Below are 19,634 nucleotides of genomic sequence, written 5' to 3' on the forward strand. Positions count from 1 at the left end.
CAGGGGGGACCCTGTGGGAGAGTAGGACGCCGCCGAACAATCATTGTGGGAAAGCCCCGCACCTTATGGTGCGGGGCTTTTCTGCGTTTACGGGCAAGTGCGCGGTACGGCCCTTCAGGTGTCCTGCGGATGCCCGGCATGGTGTCCGGAGGGATCCGGCCTGACGGATCGTAGGGTTAGCGCATGGGCTACGACCTCGTCATCTTCGACAACGACGGCGTGCTGGTGGACAGCGAGCCGGTCGCCAACAGCATCCTCGCCGGGTACCTGACCGAGCTGGGGCATCCCACCTCGTACGAGGAATCGCTCCGCGACTACATGGGAGCGGCTCTGCACCGGGTGCACGATCTGGTGCTGGAGCGGACCGGGGAGCGGCTGCCGCCGGAGTTCGACGGGAACCTGTACGCCCGCACCTTCGCCGCGTTCGAGCGGGAGCTCAAGCCCGTACCCGGTGTCGAAGGGGTGCTGGGTGCGCTGATCGAGAGCGGCATGGCGTACTGCCTGGCCTCCTCCGGGAGCCACGAGCGGATCCGGGTCGGACACCGGGCCGCCGGCCTCGACGAGTGGTTCGAGGAGGAGTGGATCTTCAGCGCGGAGGACGTGGGCCGGGGGAAGCCCGCCCCGGACCTGTTCCTGCACGCCGCGCGCTCCATGGGCGTGGAGCCGGCCCGCTGCGTGGTCATCGAGGACAGCCCGCTCGGGATCCAGGCCGCGGTCGCCGCGGGCATGGACGTGTACGGATTCACCGGGATGCTGCCCGCGGACCGGCTGCCCGGGGCCACCGGGTACTTCGGGGACATGGCGCAGCTGCCCGGGCTCCTCGGCCTGCAGGATTGACCGTGTGATCTCTCTACCCACGGGTAGCCACGGGGCCTACGCTGTGCCGCCATGACAGCAGACGTGCGGCTGCGCCACGGGCGTGCGGCCCTGGGGTTCAGCTTCTTCGTGCAGGGCGTGACCTTCGCCCTCCTCGTGACGCGGATTCCCGCCATCCAGGACCGGTACGGGATATCCGACGGGCTGCTGCCCGTCTTCCTCGCCGCCGTTCCGATCCTCGCCGGGTTGTCGAGCGTCGCGACCGAGCACCTCGTGAAGCGGGTGCCGCCCAGTGTGGTGCTGAGGTGGGCGCAGCCCCTGGTGCTGCTCGCGCTCCTCGGTGCGGGTGCCGGTACGGACATGTGGCAGGTGGCCCTGGCCCTCGGGGCGTTCGGGCTGTCCGTGGGTGCGCTGGACGCGTCGATGAACATGCTCGGGGTGAGGCTGCAGGGGGCGTACGGGCGCAGCATCATGCTGGGGTTCCACGCCTCGTACAGCCTGGGCGGGATCCTGGGGGCGTCGGCCGCGTGGGCGGGGGCGCACTGGCACCTGTCGCTGTTCACGTCGTACCTGCCCGCGGTGTTCGTGCTGTTGCCGGCGGCGCTCTTCGCCAGCCGGTTCTACGCCGACGAGGGCTCGGCGCCGGTGGTTGCGGCGGAGAAGGGGCTGGGCGCGGGCGGGTTCAAGCTGCTGCTGCCGCTGTGCCTGGTGATGGCGTGCGCGTACATCGGGGATTCGACGGTGGCGAACTGGAGTGCCAAGTACCTCCAGGACGTGCTGGGGAGCTCCGAGCAGCTGGCGACGGTTCCGTACAACGTCTACATGGTGACCACGCTCCTCGGGCGGGCCGTCGGTGACCTGGGGGTGCGGCGCTTCGGGGCCGCGGCCGTGGTGCGGATGGGGTCGCTGGTGGCGGCGGGGGGTTTCGCCGTGGTGGCGGTGGCGTCGGGGCCGTGGGTGGGGATGCTCGGGTTCACGCTGCTGGGGATCGGGCTGTGCGTGATCGTGCCGCAGACCTTCGCGGCGGCCGGGAGGCTCTTCCCGGGTGCTTCGGACACGGCCGTGGCGCGGCTGAACATCTTCAACTACGTCGGGTTCCTGATCGGGTCCCCGCTCGTCGGGGGGATCGGTGACGCGTGGAGCTATCGGGGGGCGATGTTCGTGCCGATGGCGCTGGTGCTGGTGACGTTGTTCTACGCCCGCTCGTTCGGCTCGGACGTGGCCGGATACGGTGTGCGGCATGAGCGGCGAGTCGGTGACAGGGCTGTTGATGTGGGACGAGGCGGTAACGAAGTATGACTTCGGGCCGAGCCATCCGATGGATCCGGTGCGCCTGGCGCTGACGATGGGCCTGGTACGGGCCTTCGGGCTGGACCGGGAGCTGGAGGTACGGGCGGGCAAGCCGGCCGGTGACTCGACGCTGCGGCTGGTGCACCGGGCGGACTACGTCGCCGCCGTGCGCGAGGTTTCGGCCGACCCGGGGGTCGCCGACGGCTCGTACGGGCTGGGCACCATGGACGATCCGGCGTTCCACGGGATGCACGAGGCGTCCGCGCTGATCGCCGGGCAGTCGGTGGCCGCGGCGGAGGCCGTCTGGCGCGGGGAGGCCGAGCACGCCGTGAACTTCGCCGGCGGGCTGCACCACGCGATGCCGGGCGGAGCGGCCGGTTTCTGCGTGTACAACGACGCGTCGCTGGCCATCGCGCGGCTGCTGGAGCTCGGGGCCGAGCGGGTGGCGTACGTGGACGTGGACGTGCACCACGGGGACGGGGTGCAGGCGGCGTTCTGGGACGACCCCAGGGTGCTGACGGTGTCGGTGCACGAGCACCCGCGGACGCTGTTCCCGCAGACGGGCTGGCCGGAGGAGACGGGCGGCGGCGCCGCCGAGGGGTCGGCGGTGAACGTCGCGCTGCCCGCCGGGACCGGTGACGAGGGGTGGATGCGGGCCTTCGAGGGGACCGTGCCGGAGCTGCTGGAGGACTTCCGGCCACAGGTGCTGGTGACCCAGCACGGGGCCGATACGCACTTCGAGGATCCGCTCGCGCACCTGGCGGTGTCGCTGGACGCGCAGCGGGCGGTCCAGGAGGCCTGTCACCGGCTCGCGCACGAGTACGCGGACGGGCGGTGGCTGGCGCTGGGCGGCGGCGGGTACGAGGTCGTGGACGTCGTACCGCGGTCGTGGACGCATCTGGTGGCCATCGCCGGGCACCGGCCGATCGATCCGCAGAGCGCGGTGCCGGCGTCGTGGCGGGACGAGGTGTACGCGCGTACGCGGCAGCTGGCGCCGGCCCGGATGACGGACGGGCGGGAGCCGGTGTGGCGGGAGTGGGAGGCCGGCTACGACCCGGCGGACCGGATCGACCAGGCGGTGCTGGCGACGCGGCGGGCGGTGTTCCCGCTGCGCGGGATGCTCGTGTAGCGACCGCCGGCGGGCCGTGCGGCCCGCCGGGCGCGGCCGGGCGCGGCCGTACGCGGCCCTGCGCGGGCCCCTTGCCGGGCGCGGCCATGCCAGGTGTTACGCCAACTGTGGGGCTCATCCGTGTAATTGATGAACCGCCAGGTCCGGTGCGGCAGCATCGGAGGGTGTTGAGCACCGCCGCGCTGCGAGCGCATCTGCTGGCCGCCCGGTTGGCCGGGCCTGTCGCGACCTCCCGGGAGGAGAGCCTGCGCAGCTACCGGCTGTTCGCGGCGCGCGATCCGCGGGTGCTGCTGGGGCTGGATCCGGAGTGGTGCTGGGGCGAGCGGGACCTGTTGCGGCTGATGGCGGACAAGTGCGGGGTCTCGGCGGACCCGGCGCACGTCAGCGGGCCGGACGTGATCGACCCGGAGCTGACGCTGGCGGGTCTGGAGGCGTTCGCGGGGCGGCTGCGGGCGGCGGCGGGCGCGCGGGCACCGGTGCTGTTCGGGACCGGTCACCCGCATCGGCTCCTGGGGTTCTACGCAGGTTTGGCGGAGGCGCTGTCGGCGGCGGGATGTCTTGTTCTCACTCCCGCGCAGGGGGTGGCTGTGGACATGCAGACCCGGTTCGGCGTACGCCCGTACAGCATCGATTACGTACGGGGAGTCGCACTGGTGCGGGAAGGCGGCGCGCGCCCGGCCCGGAGTGCAACCGGCGCGCACACCCACTCACCGCTGCCGGTTCGGATCGCCCTCGCGGCCCTCGCGGAGGCCGGCGGGCCGCTGCCGGGGTTGGTGGTGGGGGATCACGGATGGGTCTGCGGTGCAGGTCAGCTCGGTGTGGAGGCGATCGGGCTGGCGGATACGGATGATCCGGCGCTGTTCGTCGGGGAGGCCGAGGGGCGGGTCTCGGTGGCCGTTCCGCTTGATGACGCGGTGCGCTCGGACTACTACGGACCGCTCACTCGCTATGTGCTCAACCGGGCGAGCCTGCCGGGTCGCCAGGAGTGGCTGTAGCTCCTCTTCCCCACTCGTATCACACGCCCCTACTCTGGGGAGTGAGCGTGCGACGACGGGGTGTAACCGGAGGGGAAGCCGGTGCCCGTCATGCGCGGAAGGTCAAAGGTGTGTCATGGCTGCTGGCGAGAGGCCTCTCAGTGAGGTTCAGTTCCTGACCGTGGCGGAGGTCGCCTCGGTGATGCGAGTGTCGAAGATGACCGTGTACCGGCTGGTGCACAACGGTCATCTGCCCGCAATCCGGGTGGGCCGGTCCTTCCGGGTCCCCGAGAACGCGGTGCATGAGTACCTCCGCGAGTCATTTGTGGGGGTGGAGTCGGCCTGAGAACGGGCCTCGGGGGCCTGTCGGGCCCCCTGTGTCACCCCTCGCGTGCACTCGGATTACAAGCTCAGAGCTCGGGCGGGTAGGCTAGGCCGACACAGGTCGTGTGGGCCCCGACGCCCCGCACCGAATGAAGAGAAGTGAGCGAGGGTAGTCGTGGGCTCTGTTATCAAGAAGCGGCGCAAGCGGATGGCTAAGAAGAAGCACCGCAAGCTGCTCAAGCGCACCCGCGTCCAGCGCCGTAACAAGAAGTAAACGGCAGCTGTACGTGTTCTCCGCAGCCCCTCCACCATTCTGGTGGAGGGGCTGCGGTGTAGCCGGGGACGGGTTGTTCCTAACAGGGAGGCGCTGAGCTCGTGGGGAAGGTCGTGCTCGTCACCGGGGCTGCCCGGCAGCTGGGAGGCCGCTTCGTGCGGCGGATCCAGCGGGATCCGGCGGTCGAGCGGGTCATCGCGGTGGACGCGGTGGCTCCGCCGCACAGGCTGGGATCGGCGGAGTTCATCCGCACTGACATCAGGCAGTCGGCGATCGCCCGCGTGCTCGCCGAGCACGCCGTCGACACGGTGGTGCACCTGGCGGTCACCGGGGGCAGTTCGGGGGCGGGCGGGGGCTCGCACAGCACGGTCAAGGAAACCAACGTCATCGGGACGATGCAGCTCCTCGGTGCGTGCCAGAAGTCGCCGACGGTACGGCGGCTCGTGGTGAAGTCCAGTACGAGCGTCTACGGGGGCACTTCGCGGGACCCCGCCGTGTTCACCGAGACGACGCAGCCGAAGTCGCTGCCGTCGGCCGGGTTCGCGAAGGACGCCGTGGAGGTCGAGGGGTACGTACGGGGCTTCGCGCGAAGACGGCCGGACGTGGCGGTGTGCGTCCTGCGGTTCGCGAACATCCTGGGGCCCTTCGCGGACTCGGCGCTCGCCGAGTTCTTCTCGATGCCGGTGATGCCGACGGTGCTGGGCTACGACCCGCGCCTGCAGTTCGTCCACGAGGACGACGTACTGGACGTGCTGCGGCTGGCGGCGCAGGATCCCCGCAGCGGCACGCTCAACAGCGGGACCTTCAACATCGCCGGCGACGGGGTGCTGCTGCTGTCGCAGTGCTCGCGGCGGCTGGGGCGGCCGACGGTGCCGCTGCTGCTGCCCGCGGTGACGTGGGTGGGGTCCGCGCTGCGGGCGGTCGGGGTCACGGACTTCTCGCCCGAGCAGATAAGGCTCCTCACGCACGGGCGGGTCGTGCAGACCACGCAGATGCGGGAGGTGCTGGGGTTCGAGCCGATGTACACGACCACCGAGACGTTCGCGGACTTCGCGCGGAGCCGGGGGACCGGGCTGCTGCCGCCGGAGCGGGCGGCGCGGGCCGTGGACCGGGTGGCGGGGCTGGTGGGGGCGGACCTGTCGAACGCGGACCTGTTCAACGTAGAGCCTGCGGCTGAGGGAGCGAAGCGATAGTGGCGGACGCCAAGGTCATTCCGTTCGACGAGGACCGGTCGCGCCGGCGGCCCCGGCGGGTGCGGGCCGCTCCGCCGGTGGAGCCGGAGCCGACGGCGGCCGAGCCCGTGGTGGAGGCCGTACCGGAGCCGGCGGCGCCCGGGAGCAGCTGGGACCGGCGGATCGCGGGCGGGCTGGCCTTCTTGCGGCGGCGGGTCACCGGTGAGTACGAGGTCGACGACTTCGGTTACGACAAGGAGCTGACCGATCAGGTCCTGATGTCGATGATCCGGCCGCTGTACGACAAGTACTTCCGGGTCGAGGTCAAGGGCATCGAGAACATCCCGAAGGAGGGTGGTGCGCTGATAGTGGCGAACCACTCGGGGACGCTGCCGCTGGACGGCCTGATGATGCAGGTCGCGGTGCACGACCACCACCCGGCGCAGCGGCACCTGCGGCTGCTGGCGGCCGATCTGGTGTTCATGCTGCCGGTGGTCAACGAGCTGGCGCGGAAGGCCGGGCACACGCTGGCGTGCGCGGAGGACGCTCAGCGGCTGCTGGAGGCCGGGGAGCTGGTCGGGGTGATGCCGGAGGGCTTCAAGGGGATAGGGAAGCCGTTCGGGGACCGGTACAAGCTCCAGCGGTTCGGCCGGGGCGGCTTCGTGTCGACGGCGCTGCGCGCGGGGACGCCGATCATTCCATGCTCGATCGTGGGGGCGGAGGAGATATACCCGATGATCGGCAACGCGAAGACGCTGGCGCGGCTGCTGGGGATCCCGTACTTCCCGATCACGCCGACGTTCCCGTGGCTGGGGCCGTTGGGGGCGGTGCCGTTGCCGACGAAGTGGACGATCCAGTTCGGTGAGCCGATCCCGACGGACGGGTACGCGGCGGAGGCCGCGGAGGATCCGATGCTGATGTTCAACCTGACGGATCAGGTGCGGGAGCAGATCCAGCACACGCTGTACAAGCTGCTGGTGCAGCGCAGGTCCGTCTTCTTCTGACGGATCCCGCGCACATGCCCGTGCACACGCCCGCGCGCACACGGAACGCCGGCGGGGCTGGATCTGCCCTGCCGGCGTTCCGTACGCGCTGCTACTCCGCGTCCTCCGCGTTGAGGCCCAGGCCCGGGAGGAGTCCCGGGAGCAGGGGCGGGAGGGTGATCTCCGGCTTGGGGTGGTCCGGGGATGCGGAGGGGGCGGGGGCGGACTGGCCGCCCGCGGGCGGGTTCAGGAGATTGCCCGTACCGCCCAGGAGGCCGCCGCCGGGGGCGGGGGGCTTGCCGGAGTCCGACGCGCTCGGGGCGGGTGCGGCGGACGGCGTGCCCGGGGTGGGGGCCGCCTGCTGCTTGCCCGCGGGGGTGCTCGGCTTGGCCGGTGCACCCGGGCCGCGGGTCTGCTCGGGCGGCTTGGGGAGCAGGCCCTGGAGCGGCGCGACGTCATCGTCTATGGCCTGGAAGACCGAGTCGACTTCGCCGCCCACGTCGGTGAGCTGGGCCGGGAGCTTCTGCCGGAGCCGGCTCCAGGCGTTGCCCTGGGACTGGGAGAACGACGACAGTGCCGCGATCGGGCCGAGCGAGCCGTCCCGTTCGTACGCGGCCTGGAGGAGCCGGTGGCCCTCCGTGGCGTCGTGCTTCATGCCCGCCAGTGCGCGGCGGATGTCGCCCAGGGATTCGTGGTCCAGTACGCCCGTACGGCCGCGCTCCATCAGCCTGCGGGCTTCCGACAGGCGGTTCGCGGCCTGGTCGAGATAGAGCTCGCCCCGGTCCGAATCGTCGTCGGCCATCCCGAGCCTGATGTCCTCCATGCCCCGCTTCACGGGGTAGAGGTGGTCACCGGGCAGGGCGTCCGTGCTGGCAGCGGCCACTCCGCTGAAGGCCCCCGCGGCCACACCTACGGTGAGGCCGCCTGCCGCGATGCCCTTGGACCAGCGGGAGCGGGGCCGCAATTTCCGGAGCGAGGTCGCCCGGTGGGCGCCGCGGCCGGTCCGCTGTTCGGGCACCTGAGGGTCGGCGGCACCGCCTCCGGCCCTCTCCTGCATCACCTTGGCCTCCATGGCGGCAACGAGCTGGGCTCGCTGCACCACTTTGACCTCGGGGTCCAGCACCGGGCGCGGCATACGTTCGCCGAGCACGCTCGCCAGGGCCAACAACCGGTCGTGGTCGGCAGGTTCGGCAGGTGCCTCGGACTGCTCGGCCGCCGGGTCCGGTTCCGAAAGGTCGGACGGGGTCCGCTCCTCCAGGGCCTGGGCGAAGGCGTTCGCCCGCCGGTGCGGAGTCACGTTCGCGATCACTGGCGGCACCTCCTCTCGTCATGACGATCGACTCCCCAAGGTGTCCGGAAGGTTGCCTTCCTTGAGCACATCCACTCTTTCGAGTGAGCGGCTTCGGGCAAAGCGTGTCCACAGGGAGCCTGCATCCCGCACAACGAGCGGCGCGGCACTTGGGTTACGGACGAAGGATGATCGGACCACAGCGTCATCAGAGTCATCGACAGGGGCTACCGGTTGTGTGGATGGTGAGCAGCTTCAGCGGGCGTCGTCCGGGAGGAGGCGGGCCAGGGTGCGGACCGCCCGGTACTGGAGCGTCTTGATGGCGCCCTCGTTCTTTCCCATGACGCGTGCCGTCTCCGCGACCGAGAGGCCCTGGAGGAAGCGCAGGGTCACGCACTCCTGCTGCTGCGGGTTGAGTTTCCGTACGGCCTCCAGCAGGGCCGCGTTGGAAAGGGACTCCAGGACGGAGTCCTCGGGGGAGCGTTCCACCTCGTTGGCGTCCAGCATTTCGCCTGTGGTCACTTCCAGGCGGAAGCGGCTGGACTTGAAGTGGTCGGCGACCAGGTTGCGGGCGATCGTCACGAGCCAGGCGCCGAAGTCGCGGCCCTGCCAGGTGAAGGTGGAGATGCGGCGCAGCGCGCGCAGGAAGGTCTCGCTGGTGAGATCCTCCGCGGTCGCCTTGCCGCCGACGCGGTAGTAGATGTAGCGGTAGACCGTGTCGCTGTACTGGTCGTAGAGCCGGCCGAAGGCCTCGGCCTCCCCGGCCTGGGCGCGTTCGACCAGGTCCATCATGCGGGCCTGGTCGCTGTCCGCGGTGGGGCGGCGGGGGGCGGCCGGCGCGGTGGTGCCGGCGGAGCCGGTGCCCGAGGACGGGCGACCGCGTCTGCCCACCGTCGCTCCGCCGTCGGTCAGGGCGTAGCAAGGACCGGCCGGACCGTGGCCGGCAGGGACCGCGGTGGCGAATGCGGGGACGGCGTACGCGGTGGGGACGAAGCCGCGCAGGTGGTCGAGGACCGTTGCGCGCAGCGTAGCCAGGCCCGAGGCGTCAACCCCGACAGGTGGGTACACGGGACTCCCAGAGGCAGAGCTTCCATCACGTGCAGTGCGGGACCGTTCACCCGTCGTGGCGACAGATGGCCGGTGGCATGCGTTTGAGGAGAATAACGCTTCGTACAGGCAGCGCTACACCCAGTTGCTCAAATCACCGGTTCCGACACTTCTGTTGCGTGTCGAGGGCATATTCAGTCGCAGTTGGTGATCGTTTCTTGATCGGTTGGATGCGCGGAATGGCGGCTTCCAGCGTGGCTCGCGACCGAGTCGGGCATGCGGGAATGCCGCGCAGGGCACGGGGGTAGAGCAGGGGAATGCCCGCACCGCAGCGGGCCGGCGGCAGGCGGGGACCGACCGGCGGGCCCGCGGGGCGGCTCAGGCGCAGGCGGTGGCGGGGCGGCGGCCCGCAGGCGGGGTGTCGCGGGCTACTTGCGGCGGCGGTGCAGGGCGATGGCTGCGGCCGCGCCGCCCGCGATGGCGCCGACTCCGGCGGCCGCGGGGACGCCGACCTTCACGGCCTTGCGGCCGGTGCGATAGTCGCGCAGCCGCCAGTCGTGGGCGCGGGCATGCTTGCGCAGTTTTGTGTCGGGATTGATCGCGTACGGATGCCCGACCAGCGACAGCATCGGGATGTCGTTGTGCGAATCGCTGTACGCGGCGCACCGTTCGAGGTCGAGGCCCTCGGCGGCGGCCAGGGCGCGCACCGCCTCCGCCTTGGCGGGGCCGTGCAGCGGCTCCCCGACCAGGCGGCCGGTGTAGATGCCGTCCACGGACTCGGCGACGGTGCCCAGGGCTCCGGTCAGGCCGAGCCGGCGGGCGATGATCGTGGCCGTCTCGACGGGCGCCGCGGTGACCAGCCACACCTTCTGGCCGGCGTCGAGGTGGGCCTGGGCCAGGGCGCGGGTGCCCGGCCAGATCCGCTCGGCCATGTACTCGTCGTAGATCTCCTCGCCGATGGCCATGAGTTCGGAGACCTTATGGCCCTTGACGATGGACAGCGCGCTGTCGCGGGCGTCCTGCATGTGCTCGGGGTCCTCGACCCCGGCGAGCCGGAACCAGGCCTGCTGCCAGGCGAAGCGGGCGAGTTCGCGGCGCTGGAAGAACTCGCGCTTGTAGAGGCCGCGGCCGAAGTGGAAGATCGCGGCGCCCTGCATGACGGTGTTGTCGAGGTCGAAGAAGGCGGCGGCGAGGTCGTCGCCGGCCACGGGGAACTCGATCTCGGCCTCTCCCGCCTCTTCCGCCTCTTGCGCGGAGGCAGGGACGGGGGCTGCCGGCTCCTCGACGAAGGGCGGGGCTTCGGCCTGTGCGGTCTTGCGGGCGGCCTCGGCCGAGGCCTCGCCTGCCAGCACGCTCCGCGCGGTGGCGGAGCGCCTACGGGGGGTGAGCCATCCCAGAGCGGCCATGACGCGAGCATAGCCATTGTGTTCGGGAGTTCCCGAACCGATGGGATGCGGAGGCGTGAACTCTTCGGGGCGCCGGTGTTAAGGAGCGGACGGGCGAGCGGACAGGCGAGCGGACGGACGAGCGGACGGGCGGCGGACCGGGGCGCGGGAGAATGGGGATATGAGCCCTTTGCTGCGCCGTAAGGAAAAGAAGCGTCCCGAGGAGCGGATGGTCACGCTCATCGGGAAGCCGGGGTGTCATCTGTGCGATGCCGCCCAGGAAGAGATCGAGAGAGTGTGCGCCGAGACCGGAGCGCAATGGGAGAAGAAGGACATCTCGCAGGACGCCGAGCTCTACCGGCTGCACTGGGAGCAGATCCCCGTGGTGCTGGTGGACGGAGAGCAGCACACCTTCTGGAGGGTGAACCCTGACCGGCTCAAGCGGGCATTGGAGGCCTGACCCTTCCGCCAGTTACCATCGTGGGCGATTTGTGGGGTTCGGGGGCGTATCGATGAGGAGTGTGTACGGTTTTGCCCCCTTCGGGATTTGAACGGGTTCGGTGTAGTTCCGGTTCCCGTTCACGGTGGTCAGGCCGCGTGACCCCGGTCACTTTGCTCGGACAAAGCGGACACAATCTTTGTGCACGCGTTCACAAAGGCATAGCCTGCTTCCGACGGGGCGGTCCTGGGACAAGTGACCGCCTGCAGCCCCGCTCATCCCGCAGGAGCATCGTGGCAACTGGCCGAACTCACCGACCGGCGACCCGCAGCCGAGGTATTCCCGAGGCCACTGTCGCCCGGCTTCCGCTGTACCTGCGCGCCCTCACCGCGCTCTCCGAGCGATCGGTGCCCACGGTGTCCTCCGAGGAGCTCGCGGCCGCCGCCGGAGTCAACTCCGCGAAGCTGCGCAAGGACTTCTCGTACCTCGGCTCCTACGGGACGCGCGGCGTCGGCTACGACGTCGAGTACCTCGTCTACCAGATCTCCCGCGAGCTCGGGCTGACCCAGGACTGGCCCGTCGTCATCGTCGGCATCGGTAACCTCGGCGCCGCCCTGGCCAACTACGGCGGTTTCGCGTCGCGCGGCTTCCGCGTGGCCGCGCTGATCGACGCCGACCCGGCCATGGCCGGCAAGCCGGTGGCCGGGATGCCCGTGCAGCACACCGATGACCTGGAGAAGATCATCGAGGAGAACGGTGTCTCCATCGGCGTCATCGCGACGCCGGCCGGGGCCGCCCAGCAGGTCAGCGAGCGGCTGATCGCCGCCGGTGTCACCTCCATCCTGAACTTCGCCCCGACCGTGCTGTCCGTGCCCGAGGGCGTGGACGTGCGCAAGGTCGACCTCTCGATCGAGCTCCAGATCCTCGCGTTCCACGAGCAGCGGAAGGCCGGCGAGGAAGCCGCCGCGGCCGCCGCCACCAGTGGCCCCGTGGCCGGTTCCGGCTCCGGTGCGGCTCCCGCCGCCGCCGTCGTGCCGCCGGCCGGGCGGGCCACCGCCGTCGCGCGCAAGGGCAACCCCGAGGGCGACGTCCCGGCGGTGATGCCGGCATGAGTCTGCTCGTCGTAGGGCTGAGCCACCGCAGCGCGCCCGTGAGCGTCCTGGAGCGGGCGTCGCTGTCCGCCGACGCCAAGGTCAAGCTGCTGCACGACACGCTGGCCGCGGAACCGGCGGCGGAGGCGGCCGTGCTCGCCACCTGCAACCGGATCGAGCTGTACGCCGACGTGGACAAGTTCCACGCCGGTGTCGCCGAGCTGTCGACGCTGCTCGCGCAGCACAGCGGTGTCGCGCTGGAGGAGCTCACCCCGTACCTGTACGTCCACTACGAGGACCGGGCGGTGCACCACCTCTTCTCGGTGGCGTGCGGGCTGGACTCGATGGTGGTCGGCGAGGGGCAGATCCTCGGGCAGATCAAGGACGCGCTGGCTCTGGGGCAGGAGCTCCACACCGCCGGCCGGCTGATCAACGACCTCTTCCAGCAGGCGCTGCGGGTCGGCAAGCGGGCGCACTCCGAGACCGGGATCGACCGGGCCGGGCAGTCGCTGGTGACCTTCGGGCTGGAGCAGCTGGCCGTTCACCTGCCGGTGGGGGAGTGGGCCGCGGGCAAGCGGGCGCTGGTGATCGGCGCCGGGTCGATGTCCTCGCTCGCGGCGGCGACGCTGGCGCGGGTCGGCGTGGCCGAGGTGGTCGTGGCGAACCGGACCGCCGAGCGGGCGGAGCGTTTGGCCGAGATTCTGGTTGCCTCAGGCACGGGTGTGCGGGCATCGGCGGTGCCGATGGCTTCTGTGGCCGATGAGCTGACACGAGTCGACGTGGTCGTCTCGTGCACCGGCGCCACGGGGCTGGTCCTGACCGCCGATGACGTCCGCGCCGCCGTGTCCTGGGGCGCTGCCCCGGACCCCGCGCCTCAAACTCCCCCAGCTACCGCTGGGAGGGGCCCCCGGGCGGGGCTGGATTCGGCCCCCGTGGGCCTGGACGTGCCGGCCGAGCTCGTCGCGCGGCTTGCCGCTGCTGCCGAGGGCGGGCAGCGGATGGCCGACGCGGGGGCCGCGCGGACGCTCACCGCGGTCGAGGCCGGGGAGCGGGACGGGTGTCCCGTCGGGCTCGACGCGCTGGCGACCGACCCGGCGCGCACCGCCGACGGGCGGGCGGCGCTGACCGGGGTCGACGCCAACTCCCTCGAACTGCACGGGACATGGGCCGACCAGGGCGAGGCCGCCGCACAGCGGCAGCCCCGCAGGACGGTACGCAGCCAGAACGGCGCGCCCGTACGGCTCGCGCTGCTGGACCTGGCCATGCCCCGCGACATCGACGCCGCCGTGCACCGGATCCCGGGCGTACGGCTGGTCGACATCGAGTCGCTGGCCGAGGCGTCCGCGGACGCGCCGATGGCCGCCGACGTCGACGCCGTACGCGGCATAGTCGCCGACGAGGTGGCCGCCTTCGGGGCCGCCCAGCGGGCCGCGCACATCACGCCCACCGTGGTCGCCCTGCGCGCCATGGCCGCCGAGGTCGTCGCCATGGAAGTGGCGCGGCTCGACGGACGGGTCCCCGACCTCGACGACCGGCAGCGGGCCGAGGTCACCCAGACCGTGCGGCGCGTCGTCGACAAGCTCCTCCACGCGCCGACCGTGCGCGTCAAGCAGCTCGCGAGCGAGCCCGGCGGCGCCGGGTACGCGGAGGCTCTGCGCGAACTCTTCGATCTCGACCCGCAGACGGTGGCCTCCGTCAGCCGGGCCGACGAGGCTGACAAGAACCACGACTCAGGACGGGCATCATGAATCCACGTCTCGACCAGCCACTGCGGCTCGGCACGCGGCGCAGCAAGCTGGCCATGTCCCAGTCCGGGCACGTCGCCGAGGCGGTACGGGCGGTCACCGGCCGTCCCGTCGAGCTCGTGGAGATCACGACCTACGGTGACGTGTCCCGCGAGAACCTCGCGCAGATCGGCGGCACCGGGGTGTTCGTGACCGCCCTGCGCGACGCCCTCGTGCGCGGCGAGGTCGACTTCGCCGTCCACTCGCTGAAGGACCTGCCGACCGGGCAGCCCGACGAGCTCGTGATCGCGGCCATGCCGCTGCGCGAGGACCCCCGGGACGCGCTCGTCGCGCGCGACGGCCTGACCTTCGAGCAGCTGCCCGACGGCGCCCGGATCGGTACCGGTTCGCCGCGCCGCACGGCCCAGCTGCACGCGTACGCCAAGGCTCTGGGCAAGGTCATCGAGACCGTCGCCATCCGCGGCAACGTCGACACCCGGATCGGCTACGTGCGCAACGGTGAGCTCGACGCGGTCGTGCTGGCCGCCGCCGGTCTGAACCGGATCGGCCGCAGCGACGAAGCCACCGACCTGCTCTCCGTCGACAACGTGCTGCCCGCTCCGGGCCAGGGCGCCCTCGCCGTGGAGTGCCTCGCGTCCAACGCGGACCTGATCGCCGCGCTCGGCGAGCTCGACGACCCGTACACCCGGGCCGCCGTAACCGCCGAGCGTGCCCTGCTCGCGGCCCTGGAGGCCGGCTGCAGCGCCCCCGTCGGGGCGCTCGCCGACCTGTTGGCCGATGGGCAGACTGTCAATGAAATGCGCCTGCGCGGCGTCGTCGGCACGCTCGACGGCTCGACGCTGGTGCAGCTGTCCACCACCGGTCCCGTACCCCAGTCGTACGACGAGGCCATGGCTCTCGGCCGTGAACTCGCGGACGAGATGCTGGCGAAGGGTGCGGCCGGTCTGATGGGGGAGCGGTCGCTTTGAACCCCAAAAGTCCCACCACTCCCGCTTTCGCGGCGCACGCGGCGCACGGGCACGTCACCTTCCTCGGTGCCGGCCCCGGTGACCCGGGTCTGCTGACGCTGCGTGCCGTCGAGGCGCTCGCCGCGGCGGACGTGCTGATCGCCGAGCCCGATGTGCTCGACGTCGTACGTACGCATGCGCGCGCGGGCGTGGACACGCCACAGCTGACGGTAGCTGACGAAGTGTCAGCAGCCGCCGGAGTCCCGGTGATCCGGGACGCGGCCAATCTTGTCATGGAGGCCGCGCGCTCCGGCAGGCGGGTCGTCCGTGCCGTCACCGGGGACCCCGGGCTCGACGGGAGCGCGGCCGAGGAGATGCTCGTCTGCGCCTCCGAGGGCATCCCCTTCGAGGTGGTCCCGGGCATCCCGACCGCCGTCGGCGTTCCGGCGTACGCGGGCGTCCCGCTGCGCGACAAGCGCGGTGACGACCACGGCGTGCGGTTCGTGGACGCGAAGAGCGCCTCGGCACGCTGCTGGACCGAGGTCGGCGCCAGCGACGGCATCCTCGTCGTCTCCGCGACGCTGGAGACGGTCTCGGCGGCCGCCGCCGAGCTGGTGAGCTCCGGGCGCAAGCCCGACACCCCGCTGACGGTGACCGTGGCCGGCACCACTACCCGCCAGCGCACCTGGAACGCGACCCTGGGCACCATCGCCCAGGTGTTCAAGCAGGGCAAGGTGCTCCCCTCGCCCGAGGGCGGCCGGCCGGTGATAGCCGTGGTCGGTGAGCACGGCGCCGCCGCGCGGCGCGAGGAGCTGGCCTGGTTCGAGTCGAAGCCGCTGTTCGGCTGGCGGGTCCTCGTACCGCGTACCAAGGAGCAGGCCGCCTCGCTCTCCGACCAGCTGCGTTCGTACGGCGCGGTGCCGCACGAGGTGCCGACCATCGCCGTGGAGCCGCCGCGCACCCCGCAGCAGATGGAGCGGGCCGTCAAGGGGCTCGTCACCGGACGCTACGAGTGGATCGCCTTCACCTCGGTCAACGCCGTCAAGGCCGTCCGGGAGAAGTTCGAGGAGTACGGGCTCGACGCCCGCGCCTTCGCCGGGATCAAGGTCGCGGCGGTGGGCGAGCAGACCGCCGCGGCGCTGGTGGAGTTCGGCGTGAAGCCGGACCTGGTGCCGAGCGGCGAGCAGTCCGCGGCCGGGCTGCTGGAGGACTGGCCGCCGTACGACCCGGTCTTCGACCCGATCGACCGCGTCTTCCTGCCGCGCGCCGACATCGCGACCGAGACGCTGGTCGCGGGCCTGATCGAGCTCGGGTGGGAGGTCGACGACGTCACGGCCTACCGGACCGTGCGCGCGTCGCCGCCGCCGGCGGACACGCGCGAGGCGATCAAGGGCGGTGGCTTCGACGCCGTGCTCTTCACGTCGTCCTCGACCGTGCGCAACCTCGTCGGCATCGCCGGCAAGCCGCACAACGTCACCGTCATCGCCTGCATCGGCCCGGCCACGGCCAAGACGGCCGAGGAGCACGGCCTGCGGGTCGACGTCCTGTCGCCGGAGCCGTCGGTCTCGAAGCTGGCGGAGGCCCTCGCCGAGTACGGCGCGGCCCGCCGCGAGGCGGCGAGGGAGGCCGGGGAGAGCGTGTTCCGGCCGAGCGAGCGCCGTCCGGGCGCGAGGCGTCGCCGTACGACCTGACAGGCGGAGCGTTTCCTCACGGGGCTCGGGCGGCATCCACCGCCCGGGCCCCGCGGCGCGTCCGGCCCGCCGGTGGGTACGCCCAGCCAGCAGTTCTCCTCGTCCGGCGGTATGAACGGCATCCTCGGTACTGCCCTCGGCCACGCCCACGCATACAGGTTCCGTCTGTGAATCCTCAATCCTCCCGAAGGGGCGATATCAGGCACCCCTACACCTCGAAGGTGTGGCGGTGCGGCCACTCCGGGAGCCATTCCGTCTCGATGCCGCCTCGGAATACCTGAACGAGCCACTCTTCAAGCGGAAGACTTGTCTCATGCCAGTCCCCCTTGGTGCGGCGGAATGCAGAGACCGTCCACATCGCGCCTGCCGCACGGGGGACCAGAAATAGCTTGTCCCCTTCGATCGTGTGGCCCCACAGGAGCATGCCACCCTTCTCGGGCAATACAGGGTCATCGACTAACCCATCGCCATTACGCACATCCTCGCTCATCAACTCCCCCAGACTCTGAAGGGTCTGCGATCCGTAGTTGAACAGGTAATCGTCGATCATCACATCGCCGTAGGCCTCCGTCAGGCGATGAACCTCCTGAGGTAGCGAAATCCCCCACGCTTCCTCAACCCGGCGAAGATTCAATCCACCCGACAAGGGTGATGGACCCAAGATGTTCGACAATTCAGAAAATGCCGTGGCCGGATTCACGGCGACGTGCGGTCTACTTCTCGCTTCCATTCCTGCCTTCGGCGTACAGTCTAGACTTCCGATCGAGGTTCAATGGAGGACGGGTCAAGGGTATATGAAAAGATGTCCAGAAACCCATTGAAGAACATACTGTCGCCGTTGCCCACCCACCAGAAGCGCTCCCCCACTCCCTCGACATTAATCATGAAGATACCCACGGTCGAGTCTTCATCAATTGCTACAGGAAACATGTCAACACTCTGCGGCAATCCAACATCCTGTGTGAGTGCAATCTCCCTCAAGGTTTCCCCGAAATCGATAGCATCGACAACCCTTTCACCGGCAGGCCAGTCTCGCGTACCGAATGCAGACAGATCCAGGTAGAAATGCTCCATGCCGTTGGTGGTGGCGAGAAACTCACGATATGAGATCTCTAGAGGCTGGCCGCAGCGCCGCTCCAACTCAGACAACTCCACTTCCGTCGCCGGGTCGTGAACGCGAGGAATCTGGCCACGCCAAGGAGCATCAGAATGCTCCTCAAGGCGCCGCGACATGACAGCTGAAACGGCTCGTTGAACCCGCACACCCATTCCAATCTACGGCCTGGTTATTTCGCATATTCCGTATGAATTCTTCACGACCGACCCGACCACATATTCGGTCGTGTATGTTGCTGGATTATTATTCACGCCCGCATAGTAGAACCCTGTGGGCTTATACCCCACCTGGTATTTGCCAGAATGAGAACCCACGAGGGAATTTACTCTACCATCCTGCCGATGCCAGCAGTATGGATCCTTTTTTGCAGACCAAGTTGTATCCGGAAGATGTCCAGCGACCTTATCTGAACCCTTGTACTGGTACTGCGTGCCCTCCATATCCCCCATGTGGCCCTTCTTGATACCAGTGGCAAGCTCATTGAGGGTTTTTGTCTTGCCGTCAATGGTTATTTTCACCTGTGAGGGGAGTACTCTGCCAGTCGGCGACAGGTATCCCTTCTTGTCGTTGAGTGCTGCAATGTGATCCTTTAGCTCATCTATTTGCGCTTGCGTGGCATTACTGGGAGCGCGGAAACAGACTGGGCCCACGGTTCCTCGGTCAGCTGGCCTCACAGGGTCGGCCAGCTGGGTGGTGCAGTCGGCGTCGTCATCGTCCGTGGCACCCCCGGAACCCAGACTCAAGCAGATCCAGTACCGCCCGGACCTGGTCGACGGCTGCCTGGCCGGCACCGACCTGATCATGGATGGCTGACCGACATCACGAATTCAAGTTCAGTAACTTCTCCTCGCCCGAGGATGCGAGGGATGGAACGAAGACCATCACCAAGTGGAAGCTGGACTGCGAGACGGGTGCCACCAACGGCCCCTTCCCTGCCTTCCCTGCTGACTACTGGGATCTGTCCGTAGCCCCGCGCTCGAAGGCTCGTGGTCACCTCGCCGCCTGTCAACTTGGCGGATCTGGGTCAGAGTTTCGAAACCTCGTTCCGCTGCACCGCGATGCAAACTCCAACGTCATGCGTGGTGTCGAGAATAAGGTTGCGGCCCAGGTCGCCGCGGGGCAAGCGGTACACTACGAGTCCACACCGATCTACCCAGCAAGACCTACAGGAATTCCCGATTTTATTCACATCCAGGCATGGGGAAATCGAGGAATGAACATCGACTGCTACATCAGGAATTCCGCTACCTCCGGGCCTGCCATATGCTCATCCGAGATATACCAGAGGTGATTAAGGTGCCGGATAGTACTGGAGACGCATTCGGTCCGCCGGAGAGGTTCAGACCTGCCAGCCGCAGATCATGGGAAGAAGTTGAGGCCTGGACTGGGTGCGCGCTCCCGAACGACTACAAGAGATTTGTCGATGGATATGGGGATGCGACAGTCTTCGGACATCTATTCATTGCACACCCTGACGGTATCGACCCCTTGCTAAAATTCATGCAGGAAGAGCGAGTCACCTTCCTTGCCGGAATTGAATGCATGGCAAACGGAATTGACGACGAGACCTTCCGTATGGCCAATTTCATCCCCTGGGCATATCATGATTTTAATGGCGATGTATGCCTCCTGGCTCCGCCCTCAAATGGCAATGAAGAATGGGCCGTGGCCATCTCGTTCCGGCAATGCCCAGAAGTCCAGATATTCCCTGGAGGCGTCACGGAATTCCTTCTGGCAATGACGCGTGGAGAATTTCCCCGTAGTTGGCCGCGGGTCAGATTTGATTGGGTGAGCGCCGAGGGATCGCCCTTGATCTGACTACGGACGCAGGGCTGATTCATTGTCGTGTTGATCATGCTGCGTCGCAGGTCAGGGATAGTCCGAGGAGGTCGAGCGGGCGGGTGAAGGGCGTGTAGGAGACT

The 19,634-nt window shown here is 69.3% G+C and carries 20 protein-coding genes; 14 read left to right on the forward strand and 6 right to left on the reverse strand.

What is annotated here, in order from left to right; translation table 11 throughout:
• The first annotated feature begins 183 nt into the window (after window positions 1–183).
• The 8 genes from AB0M99_RS35875 to AB0M99_RS35910 all read left to right on the forward strand — a co-directional run bounded on the left by AB0M99_RS35875 (window position 184) and on the right by AB0M99_RS35910 (window position 6,983).
• Window positions 184–837 carry an HAD family hydrolase gene (locus AB0M99_RS35875; protein WP_365928133.1) on the forward strand — a complete coding sequence of 218 codons (654 nt, stop codon included), beginning with the start codon at window positions 184–186 and terminating at the stop codon, window positions 835–837.
• A 51-nt stretch (window positions 838–888) separates the two neighbouring features.
• Window positions 889–2,115: an MFS transporter gene (locus AB0M99_RS35880; RefSeq protein WP_365928135.1), complete on the forward strand. Its 1,227-nt coding sequence runs from the start codon at window positions 889–891 to the stop codon at window positions 2,113–2,115.
• Complete coding sequence (locus tag AB0M99_RS35885; RefSeq protein WP_365928137.1) at window positions 2,057–3,235, forward strand: acetoin utilization protein AcuC; 1,179 nt, start codon at window positions 2,057–2,059, stop codon at window positions 3,233–3,235. The genes AB0M99_RS35880 and AB0M99_RS35885 overlap by 59 nt, the downstream gene beginning before the upstream one ends.
• A gap of 164 nt (window positions 3,236–3,399) precedes the next feature.
• A complete protein-coding gene (locus AB0M99_RS35890) occupies window positions 3,400–4,230 on the forward strand; it encodes a phosphatase (RefSeq protein WP_365928139.1) in 831 nt (276 codons plus the stop codon).
• 115 nt (window positions 4,231–4,345) lie between these two features.
• On the forward strand, window positions 4,346–4,555 hold the full coding sequence (locus AB0M99_RS35895) for a helix-turn-helix domain-containing protein (protein ID WP_162688852.1): 210 nt from the start codon (window positions 4,346–4,348) through the stop codon (window positions 4,553–4,555).
• 153 nt (window positions 4,556–4,708) lie between these two features.
• Window positions 4,709–4,807, forward strand: coding sequence for an AURKAIP1/COX24 domain-containing protein (locus AB0M99_RS35900; protein ID WP_003948845.1), 99 nt, complete (start codon window positions 4,709–4,711; stop codon window positions 4,805–4,807).
• A 101-nt stretch (window positions 4,808–4,908) separates the two neighbouring features.
• Complete coding sequence (locus AB0M99_RS35905) at window positions 4,909–6,000, forward strand: NAD-dependent epimerase/dehydratase family protein (RefSeq protein ID WP_365928141.1); 1,092 nt, start codon at window positions 4,909–4,911, stop codon at window positions 5,998–6,000.
• Window positions 6,000–6,983, forward strand: a complete 984-nt coding sequence (locus AB0M99_RS35910; RefSeq protein WP_365928143.1) for a lysophospholipid acyltransferase family protein — start codon at window positions 6,000–6,002, stop codon at window positions 6,981–6,983. Before AB0M99_RS35905 ends, AB0M99_RS35910 begins: the two co-directional genes overlap by 1 nt.
• 91 nt (window positions 6,984–7,074) lie before the next feature.
• Here the strand turns inward: AB0M99_RS35910 and AB0M99_RS35915 are convergent, their stop codons facing one another.
• The 3 genes from AB0M99_RS35915 to AB0M99_RS35925 all read right to left on the reverse strand — a co-directional run bounded on the left by AB0M99_RS35915 (window position 7,075) and on the right by AB0M99_RS35925 (window position 10,703).
• Window positions 7,075–8,271 (reverse strand): DUF5667 domain-containing protein, encoded by a 1,197-nt coding sequence (locus tag AB0M99_RS35915; protein ID WP_365928145.1) that lies wholly within the window; start codon window positions 8,269–8,271, stop codon window positions 7,075–7,077.
• Window positions 8,272–8,505: 234 nt separating this feature from the next.
• Window positions 8,506–9,318, reverse strand: a complete 813-nt coding sequence (locus AB0M99_RS35920) for an ECF subfamily RNA polymerase sigma factor, BldN family (RefSeq protein WP_365928147.1) — start codon at window positions 9,316–9,318, stop codon at window positions 8,506–8,508.
• A gap of 407 nt (window positions 9,319–9,725) precedes the next feature.
• Window positions 9,726–10,703: an HAD-IB family hydrolase gene (locus AB0M99_RS35925; RefSeq protein WP_365928149.1), complete on the reverse strand. Its 978-nt coding sequence runs from the start codon at window positions 10,701–10,703 to the stop codon at window positions 9,726–9,728.
• Window positions 10,704–10,863: 160 nt separating this feature from the next.
• Here AB0M99_RS35925 and AB0M99_RS35930 point away from each other — a divergent pair, with 160 nt between their 5' ends.
• From AB0M99_RS35930 to AB0M99_RS35950, 5 genes are all read left to right on the forward strand, one after another.
• Window positions 10,864–11,142, forward strand: a complete 279-nt coding sequence (locus AB0M99_RS35930; RefSeq protein WP_365928151.1) for a glutaredoxin family protein — start codon at window positions 10,864–10,866, stop codon at window positions 11,140–11,142.
• A 272-nt stretch (window positions 11,143–11,414) separates the two neighbouring features.
• Window positions 11,415–12,233 (forward strand): redox-sensing transcriptional repressor Rex, encoded by an 819-nt coding sequence (locus AB0M99_RS35935; protein WP_365928153.1) that lies wholly within the window; start codon window positions 11,415–11,417, stop codon window positions 12,231–12,233.
• Complete coding sequence (locus AB0M99_RS35940; protein ID WP_365928155.1) at window positions 12,230–13,960, forward strand: glutamyl-tRNA reductase; 1,731 nt, start codon at window positions 12,230–12,232, stop codon at window positions 13,958–13,960. Before AB0M99_RS35935 ends, AB0M99_RS35940 begins: the two co-directional genes overlap by 4 nt.
• Entirely contained in the window at window positions 13,957–14,925 is a 969-nt protein-coding gene (gene hemC / locus AB0M99_RS35945; RefSeq protein ID WP_365928157.1) for a hydroxymethylbilane synthase, read from the forward strand. The genes AB0M99_RS35940 and hemC overlap by 4 nt, the downstream gene beginning before the upstream one ends.
• Entirely contained in the window at window positions 14,922–16,595 is a 1,674-nt protein-coding gene (locus tag AB0M99_RS35950; protein WP_365928159.1) for a bifunctional uroporphyrinogen-III C-methyltransferase/uroporphyrinogen-III synthase, read from the forward strand. The genes hemC and AB0M99_RS35950 overlap by 4 nt, the downstream gene beginning before the upstream one ends.
• A gap of 208 nt (window positions 16,596–16,803) precedes the next feature.
• On the opposite strand, the gene AB0M99_RS35955 is transcribed toward AB0M99_RS35950, so the two are convergent.
• The 3 genes from AB0M99_RS35955 to AB0M99_RS35965 are packed head-to-tail and all read right to left on the reverse strand — an operon-like array spanning window position 16,804 to window position 18,362.
• Window positions 16,804–17,295 (reverse strand): hypothetical protein, encoded by a 492-nt coding sequence (locus AB0M99_RS35955; RefSeq protein WP_365928161.1) that lies wholly within the window; start codon window positions 17,293–17,295, stop codon window positions 16,804–16,806.
• A gap of 50 nt (window positions 17,296–17,345) precedes the next feature.
• The gene (locus AB0M99_RS35960; protein WP_365928163.1) at window positions 17,346–17,828 is read right to left on the reverse strand and encodes an SMI1/KNR4 family protein; all 483 of its coding nucleotides are present in this window, start codon (window positions 17,826–17,828) and stop codon (window positions 17,346–17,348) included.
• Window positions 17,829–17,870: 42 nt separating this feature from the next.
• A complete protein-coding gene (locus AB0M99_RS35965; RefSeq protein WP_365928165.1) occupies window positions 17,871–18,362 on the reverse strand; it encodes a hypothetical protein in 492 nt (163 codons plus the stop codon).
• Window positions 18,363–18,517: 155 nt separating this feature from the next.
• On the opposite strand from AB0M99_RS35965, the gene AB0M99_RS35970 reads away from it, so the two are divergent.
• Complete coding sequence (locus tag AB0M99_RS35970; RefSeq protein ID WP_365928168.1) at window positions 18,518–19,003, forward strand: DNA/RNA non-specific endonuclease; 486 nt, start codon at window positions 18,518–18,520, stop codon at window positions 19,001–19,003.
• Window positions 19,004–19,634: the final 631 nt, after the last annotated feature.

Origin of the sequence: Streptomyces sp. NPDC051183, from assembly GCF_040682455.1 — a bacterium.
GTDB lineage: Bacteria > Actinomycetota > Actinomycetes > Streptomycetales > Streptomycetaceae > Streptomyces.

Excerpts from the sequence above, each read along its gene's own strand:
- hemC (WP_365928157.1), top strand. The coding sequence starts at position 13,957 with ATGAATCCACGTCTCGACCAGCCACTGCGGCTCGGCACGCGGCGCAGC.
- AB0M99_RS35885 (WP_365928137.1), top strand. The coding sequence starts at position 2,057 with ATGAGCGGCGAGTCGGTGACAGGGCTGTTGATGTGGGACGAGGCGGTA.
- AB0M99_RS35960 (WP_365928163.1), bottom strand. The coding sequence starts at position 17,828 with ATGTCGCGGCGCCTTGAGGAGCATTCTGATGCTCCTTGGCGTGGCCAG.
- AB0M99_RS35875 (WP_365928133.1), top strand. The coding sequence starts at position 184 with ATGGGCTACGACCTCGTCATCTTCGACAACGACGGCGTGCTGGTGGAC.
- AB0M99_RS35925 (WP_365928149.1), bottom strand. The coding sequence starts at position 10,703 with ATGGCCGCTCTGGGATGGCTCACCCCCCGTAGGCGCTCCGCCACCGCG.
- AB0M99_RS35970 (WP_365928168.1), top strand. The coding sequence starts at position 18,518 with ATGGCTGACCGACATCACGAATTCAAGTTCAGTAACTTCTCCTCGCCC.
- AB0M99_RS35930 (WP_365928151.1), top strand. The coding sequence starts at position 10,864 with ATGAGCCCTTTGCTGCGCCGTAAGGAAAAGAAGCGTCCCGAGGAGCGG.
- AB0M99_RS35880 (WP_365928135.1), top strand. The coding sequence starts at position 889 with ATGACAGCAGACGTGCGGCTGCGCCACGGGCGTGCGGCCCTGGGGTTC.
- AB0M99_RS35940 (WP_365928155.1), top strand. The coding sequence starts at position 12,230 with ATGAGTCTGCTCGTCGTAGGGCTGAGCCACCGCAGCGCGCCCGTGAGC.
- AB0M99_RS35895 (WP_162688852.1), top strand. The coding sequence starts at position 4,346 with ATGGCTGCTGGCGAGAGGCCTCTCAGTGAGGTTCAGTTCCTGACCGTG.